The sequence below is a fragment of the Delftia sp. DS1230 genome (assembly GCF_040112715.1).
Taxonomy (GTDB): Bacteria; Pseudomonadota; Gammaproteobacteria; order Burkholderiales; family Burkholderiaceae_C; genus Comamonas; species Comamonas tsuruhatensis.
Genome location: NZ_CP157763.1, coordinates 2,578,178 through 2,590,186, shown reverse-complemented (window position 1 = coordinate 2,590,186; position 12,009 = coordinate 2,578,178). Strand labels below are relative to the sequence as shown.

Below are 12,009 nucleotides of genomic sequence, written 5' to 3'. Positions count from 1 at the left end.
CCCTGAGCGGCTATGCCGCTTCCCCCTCTCTACTCGCTGCGCGAGGGAGGGGAACGACGCCATCGCTGCGGGGCGGCCCTTGCTAGGCGTCCCTGAGTTTGGACAGCGTCAGTTCAAGCACCACGCCTTGAGCGACTGAACGAAGAAATACCGGAGATTGCACTCATGCTGAGCGCACAACAACTCGAAATCACCTTCAACCCCGGCACGCCCATCGAAACGCGGGCGCTGCGCGGCATGTCGCTGGACATTCCCGACGGCCAGTTCGTCACCGTCATCGGCTCCAACGGCGCCGGCAAGTCCACCTTCCTGAACGCCGTCTCGGGCGACCTGTCCGTGGACAAGGGCCGCATCGAGATCGCCGGCCAGGACATGACGCGCCTGCCCGTGTGGGCACGTTCCGAACGCGTGGCCCGCGTCTTCCAGGACCCCATGGCGGGCACCTGCGAGGACCTGACCATCGAGGAAAACATGGCCCTGGCCCAGCGCCGCGGCACCTTCCGCCGCCTGAGCCGCGCCGTCAAGGCCGAGATGCGCGACAACTTCCGCGAGCGCCTGTCCATCCTGGGCCTGGGCCTGGAAAACCGCCTGACCGACCGCATCGGCCTGCTGTCGGGCGGCCAGCGCCAGGCCGTGAGCCTGCTGATGGCGGCGCTGCAGCCTTCGCGCATCCTGCTGCTGGACGAGCACACCGCCGCGCTCGACCCGCGCACGGCCGACTTCGTGCTGCAGCTGACGGCGCGCATCGTCTCCGAGGCCAAGCTCACCACCATGATGGTCACCCACAGCATGCGCCAGGCGCTGGACGTGGGCGAGCGCACGGTGATGCTGCACCAGGGCCAGGTGGTGCTCGACGTCAGCGGCGAAGAACGCGCCCGCATGGACGTGCCCGACCTGCTGCAAATGTTCGAGAAGGTGCGCGGCGAAAAGCTGGCAGACGACGCGCTGCTGCTGGGCTGAGCTGAACTGGGCTGAAACAGCCCGCATAAGATAAAAGGGCGCTGCGGCGCCCTTTTTCACGGCCCCTGCCCTGGCCTTTTGACTTCAGAAAGCCGATCCCCCATGTCCCATCTCCTTTTCAAGGCCGCAAGTGCCGGTGATGTCGCGGCAATCGATGCCCAGCTGGCCCGCGGCGCAGACATAGATTGGCGCCACAAGGGAACCGGCAGGACGGCACTGATCGAGGCCAGCATCCAGCGGCAGCCGCAGGCCGTGGCCGCCCTGCTGCGCCACGGAGCATCGCTCAACCTGCAATGCAAGGCGCTTGGAAGCACGGCATTGGCCTGGGCGGCGAGCCTGGGCGATGCGGCCATCGCTGCAATGCTGCTCTCGCACAATGCCGACATCGAAATCGCCTCGCCCGAGCTGGGCCGCACGGCACTGATGAGCGCCGCGCAGGCCGGCCATACGGAACTGGTGGCCTTGCTTCTGGAGGCAGGTGCCGATCCCGCACCGCTGGATTTCCGCCAGGAAAACGCCTGGGCGCTGGCCCGGGCCAAGGGACATACGCAGGTCATGGCACTGCTGGAGAGGTCTGGCAGCGCCAGCCCGCCGCCGCCTGTAGCACCGCAGGCTCAGGATTGGCCAGAGACACCACCGGGCACCGAAACGCAGACGCCTGAACGAGTGGTTCGCGCCTACATCCTGGCCATGGAAGCCTGGGAACGCAAAGGCGCCGCCAGGCACGCAGCATCCGCATCCGCGCCTGAGTTCTGGGCAGAGCAACTGGACATCGTGGCCAAGTACTGCACCTCCAAGCCGCGCGCCTACGCCCACAGCTCTTTTGGCACACCCACCCACCACTCCGCGCAAGACCTGCTGCTGTCGGTGACCCAGCAATCCGCATCGAGAATGGAACTCATCGTTCTTCGCGCCAACGAGTCCATGGCATACGAACACCGTTTCTCCGTACATCGCAAGGCGGGACAGTGGCGCATCGACAGTCTGGCGCGCCGCCTGCACGGAACGCAGAAGTGGGAGCGCGACATTCTCTAGCTGGCCGGCCATCCCGGCGACAGCCAACCGCCAGCCCGCTAAACCCACACGTCGTTCAACGCCGTCCTCTCGCCGCCTTCCTCCCCGGTGTTCAGCACGCCGCGCGGCTCGATCAGCATGAGGCGGGCTTCCCGCTCGGCGCTGGGCTTGTGCTCCGTGCCTTTGGGGACCACGTAGAGCTCGCCCTGGCGCAGCAGCACATGGCCATCACGGAAGTCGATGCGCAGCTCGCCGTCCAGCACCAGGAAGGCTTCATCCGTTTCGGCATGCGAGTGCCAGATGAACTCGCCCTGCACGCGCACGATCTTGAACTGGTAGTCGTTCATCTCGGCGACGACGCGGGGGCTCCACTGGCCGGTGAAGCGGCTGAATTTGTCGGGGAAGTTGATGGCCTCGCAGGGGCGGTTTTCAACGGGGAACGTCATGGGCAGACCTTATGAAAGCGTGTGAAGCCTCCATGCTAGGAAGCGCCTTCCCTGCGGTCTTGCACGATCGTGCAGCTCAGGCCGCGCCCAGGCGCCTGAGCCAGCGTGCGGGCGGCACGCCATAGGCCATGGCGAACTGGCGCGCCATGTGGCTCTGGTCGAAGAAGCCGGCCTGCAGTGCAGCATCGGCCACGCCCTGCCCCGCCAGCAGCAGGCGCCGCACGGTGTCCAGCCGGCGCATGCTCAGGTAGCGGTAGGGGCTGGTGCCGTAGAGCGCGCGGAAATCCCGGCACAGCCGCCAGCGGTCCAGGCCGCTGGCCTGGGACAGCGCCTCCAGGGTTACGCCCTGCTCCAGCGAATCATGGATGCAGGCGCGGGCGCGCTCCACGGCCACCAGGTCCGGCAGACGCCTGAGCTTGCGCCGACCGGCCACGGCCTCCAGGGCCAGCGCCAGGTCGTAGAGGGCATCGTCGCGTGCCAGCGGCTCAAGGTCCTCGCCCAGGCATTCCAGCAAGGGCAGCAGCGCAGCCTTGAGCCGGGGATCAGCCGAAAGTCCTCCCTCGACGAAAGGCAAGGGCCTGCCGCCCAGCACCTGCTGGATCAGGGCCGGCTCCACATAGACCATGCGGTAGCGAAAGCCCGCGTCGGTGCCCGCGTGGCCGTCATGCAATTCGTCAGGGTGCAGCACCATGGCGCCACCGGGCAGGCTGTGCCGCTGGCTGCGGCGGTAGGCAAAGCTTTGCACGCCGGACAGCGTCAGGCCCAGCGCGTAGGTGTCGTGCCTGTGGGGCGCATAGCCGTGCCCGCCGAAGTAGGCCTCGATACGCTCCAGGCCTGCGCCCAGCTGCGAATGCCGGACCCAGTCGCTGGAGATGCTCGTTTCTGCCATGTGGGTTGGTGGTGAGGGGTGTGCAAAGCAGCCGCAGATGGTAACTGCGGGCCAGTGACCTCAAGGCGAGCAGGCAGGCTGCTCCGCGCCCGGCACGGACTGGATTGCCGGTGCGCGGCGCATGGCCGCCGACACCACCCACCCCAGCAGCGCGATCAGCGCGGCACCCCATTCGGCCTGCTGCAGCCCCCGGGCCGTGGCCTCGCGCAGCGCATCGGGCGCCGTGATACCGGCCAGCGGCGCCGTGGCCACCATCACCAGCAGGGCCAGCCCCATCGCTGCGCCCACCTGCTGGGCCGTGGCCGCAATGCCCGAGGCCACGCCCTGCTGCGCAGCCACCACGCCCTGGCCGGCCACCACCCACATGGCGGTCCAGCACGCGCCCTGGCCCAGGCTGAGCACCACGAAGCCGGGCACCAGCCAGACATAGCTGCCACCCAGCGGCAGCGCCCAGGCCATGTAGGCCAGGCCGAGGGTGCCTGCGGCCCAGCCGCCCATGAGCACGGTGCGCGGCGTGGAGCGGTGCAGCCAGTGTTCGGCCCAGCGGATGCCCAGCGTGCAGACCGCCGTGGGCAGCAGGAAGGCCAGGCCGGCCTGCAGCGGGCTCCAGCCGTAGATCTGCTGGAAGTACAGCGCCAGAAAGTAGTACTGCACGCCAAAGCTGCTCATGAAGATCATGGTCAGCAGCATGGCCGAGCGCAGGCTGGGCACGCGCAGCAGGGACAGCGGCATCAGCGGCGAGGCGATGCGGGCCTCGATGCGCCAGAACAGCGCCAGCGCCGCCATGGCCACGGCCAGCGTCCCCAGAGTGGCGGCGCTGGCAAAGCCCCATTCAGGGCCTTGCACCAGGGCCGTCACCAGCAGGCTGCTGCCCACGGTCACGCTAAGGCAGCCGGCCAGATCAAAGCCCTGGCCCGGCGCGGCGCGCCCGGTCTGGGCCGAGGGCGGCAGAAAGCGCAGCGCCGCCATGGCACACGGCCAGGCCACGGGCACCAGCACCCACAGCACCCAGTTCCAGCCCAGCGTCTGCGTGAGCACGCCGCCCAGCAGCGCGCCGGCCGCCAGCCCGCCGGCTGACGCCATGCTCCACACGGCCAGGGCGCGATTGCGCTCGGGCCCGGCCGCATACAAGGTGTTGATCAGCGACAGCGTGGCCGGAAACAGCAGCGCCCCGGCCACGCCCTGCCCTGCGCGGCCCAGCACCAGTTGCCAGGGCTGGGAGGCGAAGCCGCCGACCAGCGAGGCCAGGCCGAACAGCGCCATCCCCGCCACATACATGCGCCGCTTGCCCAGCAGGTCCGCACAGCGCCCGCCCAGCAGCAGGCAGCCGCCAAAGGCCACGCTGTAGGCACTGACCACCCATTGCAGGTGGTGCGCATCCATCTGCAGCTGCTGGCCCATGGCGTCGAGCGCGACGAAGACGATGGTGGCATCCAGCGCAATCAGCAACTGGGACAGGGACAGCAGCGCCAGCGCGGCGCGCGGGTGGCGCAGGGCGCCAGCGGGGGAGTCGTTCACAAGCATGGGAGCGATCCTAATTAATGCATTTCTGAAGATAAACATCAGATATTCATTTTTCTTATGCAAAATCGAATCAATCAAACCTGCCATCGCCATGGACCTCAACGCCGTTCAATTGCTCATCAAGGTGGCCGAAAGCCGCAGCTTCACCCAGGCGGCAAGCCTGCTGGGCACCAGCCAGTCCCGCATATCGCGCGCCGTGGCGCAGCTGGAGAAAGACCTGGGCACGCGGCTGCTGCACCGCAATACGCGCAGCGTGTCGCTCACGCCAGACGGCTGCGCGCTGGTGGACCGCTGCGCCCCGCTGATCGCCGGGCTGGAGGAGGCGCGCCAGCTGGTCAGCGACCGGCGCTGCGCGCCCAGCGGCGTGCTGCGCATGACGGCGCCGTCCATGCTGGGCCGCATCGTGCTGGTGCCGCTGCTGGGGCAGTTGCTGCGCGAGCATCCGCAATTGCAGATCGACACCAGCTTCACCGACCGCATGGTGGACATGGTGGAAGAAGGCTTTGACGCGGCCGTGCGCATCGGCCCGCTGGCAGACAGCCGCATGATCGCCCGCGCCCTGCCGCCGCTGCGCTGGGTGACCGTGGCCTCGCCCGCCTACCTGGCGGCGCGCGGCACGCCGCAGACGCTGCAGGAGCTGGCACAGCACAGCTGCATGGCCGTCTACAACCACTACCTGGGCCGGCGCGTGCCCTGGCAGTTCCTGGCGGGCAACGGCGAGATGCTGGACTGGCCGGCGCCGCAGACCGTGACCTTCGACAGCGGCGATCCGCTGGTGGAAGGCTCGCTGGGCGGCCTGGGCGTGGCCCAGGTCATGGAGTTCGCGGTGCGCGAGCACCTGCAGGCGGGCAGGCTGGTGCGGCTGCTGCCCCAGCACGAAGGCCGCGCCCGCGAGCTGTCCCTGGTCTACCCGCGCACGCGCCAGGCTTCGCCGCGCATCAAGGCACTGGCACAACTGCTGCTGGCGCAGACACAGTGGTGAGGCGGCAGCGGCCAGCCGAGCTGGCGTGGCGCCGCACACACAGTGGGTGCTGATTCAGATCGGCTTATGCGGGTGAAGGGAGATTAAACTGCTGCCTTTCCACGATGGCTGCGTTCTCGGACAATCACGCCTTTTCGTGGTGCATGCACCTTGATGGGGCCGCGACAGCGCGGCTCTTTTGTTTTTACCTGTTTTGCATTCCTGCCCCCGCGCCGGCCAGCGGCCACGCGGGATCTGATCCAACCATCGACACATCCATGGCAGCAGACAACTCCAAGAACGCCGCTCCCACCGCACTCAGGCGCGAACTCAAGGCGCGGCATCTGTCCATGATCGCCATCGGCGGCTCCATCGGCACCGGCCTCTTCGTTGCCTCGGGCGCCACCATATCGCAGGCCGGCCCCGGCGGCGCCCTGCTGGCCTACATGATCGTGGGCCTGATGGTCTACTTCCTCATGACCAGCCTCGGCGAAATGGCCGCGAACCTGCCCGTCTCGGGCTCGTTCGCCACCTACGGCGCGCGCTACGTGGACGAAGGCTTCGGCTTCGCGCTGGGCTGGAACTACTGGTACAACTGGGCCGTCACCATTGCCGTGGACCTGGTGGCCGCCCAGCTGGTCATGGCCTACTGGTTCCCCGACGGCAACGGCATGCTGTGGAGCGCCCTGTTCCTGGCCATCATGTTCGGCCTCAACGCCATCTCGGTCAAAGGCTTCGGCGAGGCCGAGTACTGGTTCGCCGCCATCAAGGTGACCACCGTCATCCTCTTCATCGGCGTGGGCGTGCTCATGATCCTGGGCATCGTGCGGGGCGGCGCGCCTGAAGGCATCTGGGGCAACTTTGCCCTGTGGAGCCAGGGCGATGCGCCCTTTGCAGGCGGTTTCTCGGCGCTGATCGGCGTGGCCATGATCGTGGGCTTTTCCTTCCAGGGCACGGAGCTGATCGGCATTGCCGCTGGCGAATCCGAGAACCCCGCCAAGAACGTGCCCCGCGCCGTGCGCCAGGTGTTCTGGCGCATTTTGCTGTTCTACGTCCTGGCCATCCTGGTCATCAGCCTGCTGATCCCCTACACCGATCCGCAACTGCTCAAGAACGACCTGGGCGACATCAGCGTGAGCCCCTTCACCCTGGTCTTCGAGCGCGCGGGCCTGCTGTCGGCCGCCGCCGTGATGAACGCCGTGGTGCTGACCTCGGTGCTGTCGGCCGGCAACTCGGGCATGTACGCCTCCACGCGCATGCTCTATACGCTGGCCTGCCAGCGCATGGCGCCGCGCATGTTCTCGTACGTCAACAAGCGCGGCGTGCCCACGATGGCCCTGCTGGCCACCACGGTCGTGGCTGCGCTGTGCTTTCTGACCAACATCTTCAGCCCCCAGCTGGTCTACATCTGGCTGCTGAATCTGTCGGGCATGACGGGCTTCATCGCCTGGCTGGGCATCGCCATCAGCCACTACCGCTTCCGCAAGGGCTACGAGGCCCAGGGCCTGGACCTGAACCGGCTGCCCTACCGTGCATCGTGGTTCCCGTTCGGCCCCATCTTCGCCTTCGTGCTGTGCATGGTGATCACGCTGGGCCAGAACTACGAGGCCTTCATGGCAGACCGCATCGACTGGACCGGCGTGGTCGCCACCTATATCGGCCTGCCGTTGTTCCTGCTGATCTGGGGCGGCTACCGCCTGGTCAAGGGCACGCACATCGTGAAGTACAAGGACATGCAGCTGGGCTCCAACGTCGACTGACGCCCTCCCAGTCCCCATGAAAACAGCCCGCAGATGCGGGCTGTCGTCTTTCAGGCATCGGCCGACCACACGGCCAGTTCGTAGCCGTCCGGATCGGTGAAGTGGAACCTGCGGCCCCCCGGGAACGCGAACGCCGCGCGGCTGATTACGGCCCCGGCCGCCTGCACGCGACGCTGCGCCTCGGCCAGATCGTCGGCGTAGAGGATGACCAGCGGGCCGCCGGGCCGCACCTCCTCGCCGGTGGTGAAGCCGCCCGTCAGCCGGCCGTCGCTGAACTCGGTGTAGCTCGGCCCGTAGTCGGTGAAGGTCCAGCCGAAGGCCTCGCCGTAGAACGCCTTGCTGCGTGCGATGTCGGCCACGTTGAATTCGATGTTGTCGATCTGGTGGTTGTTGCCCCTGATGCCCATGTGATGCTCCATTGAATGTCGGTAGGCCGCCATCATCGGCCACGCAGGGGCATGGCATCTTGAACAAAACGGCCAGCCGGGCCGCTCAATCCAGCAGTTGCTGCAAGGCAGCGCGGGGCGTGATGCCGCACAGCGCCCTCACCTCGCGCGACAGATGCGCCTGGTCCGCATAGCCGGCCTCCGCCGCCAGGGCCGCAAGACCTGCCTGCCGGTCAGACCGTGCCAGGACCAGCAGGCGCTGAAAGCGCAGCACGCGCTCCAGCGTCTTGGGGCCGTAGCCAAACTGCGCGTGGCACAGGCGGCGCAGGCTGCGCTCGGAAATGTCCAGCTGCGCGCGCATGGCGGCCAGCACACCGGATTCGTCCCGCCCGGCTGTAGCCGCCACACCGAACAGCTGCATGGCCTGCCGGTCGGGCTCCGGGGCGTCGCGGCCCATTTGCACCAGTCCATGGATGAACACGGCCTGCCCTGCGCCCGGCTGCGCATCGTTGATGCGATGCACCCACTCCCGCGCGCGCGGCCCCAGCAGATCGCCCAGTTCCACCGCCTGCCCCACGATCTCGTCCATGGGCAGGCCCAGCCAGGCGCTGGCCGCACCGGGGCCGAAGCGCGCCCCCCATACCTCGGACCCCGGCACCAGCGCGGGCCGCGCGGCCACCCTGTCAGGCCCCACGGCCAGCAGCCGCCCGCCTTTGCAGACGATGTCCACGCAGCCATCGGGCACCACGAGAAAGCCGCCGGCATAGTCCGGGGCCACGGTGCTGCTCCACAGGCACTGGAAGTGCGGCTGCAAGGCGGGCGGCGGGGAGTGTTCGCGGTAGGGAGCGGGCGGCGGCGCCTGGCCAGAGGGCATGGACTTCAGACCCCCAGCGGCAGGTCCGCCTTCTTCAGCGTGCGCAGCACAAAGCTGGACTGGCTGTGGCGAATGCCCTTGATCTTGTAGAGCTTCTCGCGCAGCAGGCGCTCGTAGTCGCGCGTGTCCTTGACGACGACGCGCAGCAGGTAGTCGTACTCGCCCGAGACCAGGTGCGCCTCCACCACCTCGGGAATGGTCGCCAGCATCTCGCCGAATTTCTCCAGCGTGTTGTCCGAATGGCTGTCCAGCGTGACCTGCACCAGCACCGTATCGCCCAGGCCCAGCGCCAGCGGGTTCAGGCGCACGGTATAGCCCTCGATCACCCCCGCCTCTTCCAGCTTCTTGATGCGTGCCCAGCAGGGCGAGGCACTCAGGCCCACGGCGGCGCCGATTTCCTGCAGGCTGGCGCGCGCGTTGGCCTGCAGGGCGGAAAGAATCTTTCTGTCGAGGGTGTCCATGTCCGGCAATCTACTGCAAAACAGGCAGGCGCAGAATAATTTTCTGTAGCAACGCCTGTTTTGAAGAAATAAAGCAGCATTTTCTGAGGCCAGGCGCGCACACTTGTCTGCATGGGAGCACGCTTACCGGCGCAGCAAAACCATTCACCCAGCCCCGCCGACTACCGCCAGCGCCCGGATGCGTGATCCCCTCAGGAACCCGTTACAGGCCGCCCCGCTTATCCGCAGTGGGGCGGCCTGTTGCATTGGGGCACCCGGCAGGCATCCGCAGACACCCGGCAGCGCTTTCCCGCAACGGCGGCCGGTGCACAATGCCTCCCGCAAACGTGCACGCCCATGCACCGACCCTGACGTCGGGCATGCATGGGCGCTCGCCACATCAACCAATCGGCCCCTTGATCCACACCCAAGACAATCCCACCGAAGGCCGCCGGAGGCACTGGCCAACGGATTCTGCAATGCGATGGCTGGCGCAAGCCCTGGCAGCCGCAGCGCTTCTGGCACTGCTCACCCGCTGGCTGCCCAACCCCCAGGCAGCCCAGGGCATCGCGGTCTTTCCCGGCAGGAGCATGGCGCCGGCCGCCATGCTGCTTTACGCGTACATGGGCTCGGCCCTGGCCATCACGCTGATGAGCCTGATCCTGTGGTGCTGGCTCAGGGAAAGGCTCTACATTCTTTGCGCCGCGCTCCTGGCAGCCGGTTTTGCCTACGCTGCTTTCCGTTACCGGCCCGAAGGCCTGTGGCTGCCCGGCGCCGACCAGCCCCAGCATGCGCTGTCCATCGCCTACTGCAGCTTCTGTGTGGTGGCGACGGTGTTTTTCAGCCAATTGTTCGAGTTCCGCCGCCATTGGATCTGGGCTGCGCACCTCTTCAGCGTGGTGGCCTGGCTGAATGCCATCGCACTGGGCCTGGCACTGTTGGGTGGCTATGCGCAGATCTCGCGTGCCGTGGTGTTCACGGCCCTGGTGTCCACATCGTTCGGCGCCGTCTTCGTGCTGTACCTGCTGGTGGTCCGAAGGCAGTGGCAATACCTGCCGGGCGCGCTGGCGTTTGCCGTGCCTTCCGCCCTGGGCATCCTGAACCTGCTGAGAACCCAGGGCCTGCTGCCCGATGTCGCGCTGCCATCGGCCCAGATGCTCTGGTTTGCCGGGCGTGTTTCCGAGGCCATCCTGCTGGGAATGGCGGTGACCAATCGCACGCGGGTGGCGGAGCGCGCCCTGCGCAGTGAGCGGATGCAGGCCCTGTCACGCGCCCAGGCGGCCGAGCGCGAGCTGGAGTCCAAGGTCCTGCAGCGCACCGCACAGCTGCAAACGGCCCAGCAGGCCCTGCAGACCGCCTTGCACAGCGAGCGGGAGATGCGGCTGGAGCAGCGCCAGTTCTTCAACATGATCAACCACGAGTTCCGCACCCCGCTCACCATCGTGGACGGCGCCGCGACCGAGCTGCAGACGTTCCCGACGACGGATGCGGACTCCCTCATCGAGCAGGCGTCCCAGATACGCAGGGCTTCGCGCCGGCTGATGACCCTGGTGGACACCTGCCTGATCAACGACCGGCTGGACGCGGGCGCGTTCCGGCTGCAACTGGAGCAGACGCCATTGGATGAACTCCTGGAGGAGTCTGCAGAGCTCGTCGGCTGGTCCCGGCGGCATCGCCTGAAACTGGATCTGGAACAAGGCCCGCAGCAATGGCAATGCGACCCTGTCCTGGTGCGCATCGCCATCTCCAACCTTGTCGGCAACGCCATCAAATATGCCAAGGCGGGCGACATCACCCTGGCCGCCCGCTGCGATGCGTCCGGTGACCTGCTGATTTCCGTCAGCGACCAGGGACCGGGCCTTGCGCCCGAAGCGGCAAGACAGGTTTTCGAGCCCTATGAACGCGCAAGCGCCACCCGGCACGTCAACGGGCATGGCCTGGGCCTGTCCGTGGTGAGGCGCATCGCCAGGCTGCACGCAGGCGACGCGTTCTTCCAGCCGGCTGCCGGAGGCGGGGCCTGCTTTGTCATCCGGCTGGGCCGGTTCCTGCCCGGCACGGCAGATGCCTGCCAGGAATGTCCGCCAGCGGCAAGGCCGGCCGCCGTGCCGCCGGGCATGCCCGCCTGACGCGGGCAAGGCCGGGGCCTTTGCCCCTGAAGCAGGGCGTGCTCGCGGCGCTCATGGGGCCGCCGCTGCACGGGCCGTCCCGCCCTGCACCACCAGCAGCACTCCACCCAGGATCAAGGCCACGCCGGCCAGGCGCGTCGCATTGACCGGCCGCGCGCCCAGGCCCATCAGGCCGAAGTGGTCCACCAGCACCGAGACCACGATCTGCCCCGCCACCACGCAAACCAGGAAGCCGCCTGCGCCCAGCTTGGGTGTCACGGCCGCCGCGCTGGCCACATAGATGGCCCCCAGCACGCCGCCTATCCATAGCCACCATGGCCCCGCTGCCGCCTGGGCCATGGCCGGAGCGGGCGCGCGCAGCACCCACAGTGCAGGCACCACGACCATGACGCTCACGGCCAGCGAGACCAGCGCGCCCCACAGCGGGTGGCCCAGCAGGCGGCCCACCAGGGCATTGCTGGCAGCCTGGAATGGCAGGATGGCCCCCGCCAGCAGCGCCAGGGCCACGGGAGCAAGGGCGGTGAATGTGCTTTTACCTGTCATGCGGCAAGACCTTTCTTCTTCTGTCAATCGATGCCTGCATGCTCTCGCATCCAGCACGTTGATGAAAATCATTTTTGTGCACGGTC

12 protein-coding genes are annotated in these 12,009 nt (G+C 67.6%); 5 read left to right on the top strand and 7 right to left on the bottom strand.

Annotation, left to right across the window (positions count from 1 at the left end; genetic code table 11):
• Positions 1–165 precede the first annotated feature (165 nt).
• Both AAN986_RS11540 and AAN986_RS11535 read left to right on the top strand, forming a co-directional pair.
• Complete coding sequence (locus AAN986_RS11540) at positions 166–960, top strand: ABC transporter ATP-binding protein (protein ID WP_016446316.1); 795 nt, start codon at positions 166–168, stop codon at positions 958–960.
• A 102-nt stretch (positions 961–1,062) separates the two neighbouring features.
• Entirely contained in the window at positions 1,063–1,995 is a 933-nt protein-coding gene (locus AAN986_RS11535) for an ankyrin repeat domain-containing protein (protein ID WP_047216916.1), read from the top strand.
• A 38-nt stretch (positions 1,996–2,033) separates the two neighbouring features.
• Here the strand turns inward: AAN986_RS11535 and AAN986_RS11530 are convergent, their stop codons facing one another.
• From AAN986_RS11530 to AAN986_RS11520, 3 genes are all read right to left on the bottom strand, one after another.
• On the bottom strand, positions 2,034–2,420 hold the full coding sequence (locus AAN986_RS11530) for a cupin domain-containing protein (protein ID WP_046240279.1): 387 nt from the start codon (positions 2,418–2,420) through the stop codon (positions 2,034–2,036).
• 76 nt (positions 2,421–2,496) lie between these two features.
• Positions 2,497–3,309: an AraC family transcriptional regulator gene (locus tag AAN986_RS11525; protein ID WP_047216915.1), complete on the bottom strand. Its 813-nt coding sequence runs from the start codon at positions 3,307–3,309 to the stop codon at positions 2,497–2,499.
• 60 nt (positions 3,310–3,369) lie between these two features.
• Positions 3,370–4,833, bottom strand: a complete 1,464-nt coding sequence (locus tag AAN986_RS11520) for an MFS transporter (RefSeq protein WP_047216914.1) — start codon at positions 4,831–4,833, stop codon at positions 3,370–3,372.
• A gap of 91 nt (positions 4,834–4,924) precedes the next feature.
• On the opposite strand from AAN986_RS11520, the gene AAN986_RS11515 reads away from it, so the two are divergent.
• Both AAN986_RS11515 and AAN986_RS11510 read left to right on the top strand, forming a co-directional pair.
• Positions 4,925–5,815, top strand: a complete 891-nt coding sequence (locus AAN986_RS11515) for a LysR family transcriptional regulator (protein ID WP_016446320.1) — start codon at positions 4,925–4,927, stop codon at positions 5,813–5,815.
• A gap of 257 nt (positions 5,816–6,072) precedes the next feature.
• Positions 6,073–7,554, top strand: a complete 1,482-nt coding sequence (locus tag AAN986_RS11510) for an amino acid permease (RefSeq protein ID WP_047216913.1) — start codon at positions 6,073–6,075, stop codon at positions 7,552–7,554.
• Between the two features lie 50 nt (positions 7,555–7,604).
• Here the strand turns inward: AAN986_RS11510 and AAN986_RS11505 are convergent, their stop codons facing one another.
• From AAN986_RS11505 to AAN986_RS11495, 3 genes are all read right to left on the bottom strand, one after another.
• Positions 7,605–7,961, bottom strand: a complete 357-nt coding sequence (locus AAN986_RS11505) for a VOC family protein (protein WP_016451512.1) — start codon at positions 7,959–7,961, stop codon at positions 7,605–7,607.
• Positions 7,962–8,046: 85 nt separating this feature from the next.
• Complete coding sequence (locus tag AAN986_RS11500; protein WP_047216912.1) at positions 8,047–8,814, bottom strand: DUF6597 domain-containing transcriptional factor; 768 nt, start codon at positions 8,812–8,814, stop codon at positions 8,047–8,049.
• Positions 8,815–8,819: 5 nt separating this feature from the next.
• Complete coding sequence (locus tag AAN986_RS11495) at positions 8,820–9,275, bottom strand: Lrp/AsnC family transcriptional regulator (RefSeq protein WP_016446324.1); 456 nt, start codon at positions 9,273–9,275, stop codon at positions 8,820–8,822.
• Between the two features lie 458 nt (positions 9,276–9,733).
• Between AAN986_RS11495 and AAN986_RS11490 the strand changes: the two genes are divergently transcribed.
• A complete protein-coding gene (locus tag AAN986_RS11490; RefSeq protein WP_047216911.1) occupies positions 9,734–11,380 on the top strand; it encodes a sensor histidine kinase in 1,647 nt (548 codons plus the stop codon).
• 51 nt (positions 11,381–11,431) lie between these two features.
• Here AAN986_RS11490 and AAN986_RS11485 read toward each other — a convergent pair whose 3' ends face one another.
• Positions 11,432–11,923 carry a DMT family transporter gene (locus AAN986_RS11485; protein ID WP_016446326.1) on the bottom strand — a complete coding sequence of 164 codons (492 nt, stop codon included), beginning with the start codon at positions 11,921–11,923 and terminating at the stop codon, positions 11,432–11,434.
• Positions 11,924–12,009: the final 86 nt, after the last annotated feature.

Bases quoted from the DNA above. Each gene is read 5' to 3' on its own strand.
- AAN986_RS11490 (WP_047216911.1), top strand. From the start codon at position 9,734: ATGCGATGGCTGGCGCAAGCCCTGGCAGCCGCAGCGCTTCTGGCACTG.
- AAN986_RS11520 (WP_047216914.1), bottom strand. From the start codon at position 4,833: ATGCTTGTGAACGACTCCCCCGCTGGCGCCCTGCGCCACCCGCGCGCC.
- AAN986_RS11510 (WP_047216913.1), top strand. From the start codon at position 6,073: ATGGCAGCAGACAACTCCAAGAACGCCGCTCCCACCGCACTCAGGCGC.
- AAN986_RS11535 (WP_047216916.1), top strand. From the start codon at position 1,063: ATGTCCCATCTCCTTTTCAAGGCCGCAAGTGCCGGTGATGTCGCGGCA.
- AAN986_RS11530 (WP_046240279.1), bottom strand. From the start codon at position 2,420: ATGACGTTCCCCGTTGAAAACCGCCCCTGCGAGGCCATCAACTTCCCC.
- AAN986_RS11525 (WP_047216915.1), bottom strand. From the start codon at position 3,309: ATGGCAGAAACGAGCATCTCCAGCGACTGGGTCCGGCATTCGCAGCTG.
- AAN986_RS11500 (WP_047216912.1), bottom strand. From the start codon at position 8,814: ATGCCCTCTGGCCAGGCGCCGCCGCCCGCTCCCTACCGCGAACACTCC.
- AAN986_RS11495 (WP_016446324.1), bottom strand. From the start codon at position 9,275: ATGGACACCCTCGACAGAAAGATTCTTTCCGCCCTGCAGGCCAACGCG.
- AAN986_RS11505 (WP_016451512.1), bottom strand. From the start codon at position 7,961: ATGGGCATCAGGGGCAACAACCACCAGATCGACAACATCGAATTCAAC.
- AAN986_RS11515 (WP_016446320.1), top strand. From the start codon at position 4,925: ATGGACCTCAACGCCGTTCAATTGCTCATCAAGGTGGCCGAAAGCCGC.
- AAN986_RS11540 (WP_016446316.1), top strand. From the start codon at position 166: ATGCTGAGCGCACAACAACTCGAAATCACCTTCAACCCCGGCACGCCC.
- AAN986_RS11485 (WP_016446326.1), bottom strand. From the start codon at position 11,923: ATGACAGGTAAAAGCACATTCACCGCCCTTGCTCCCGTGGCCCTGGCG.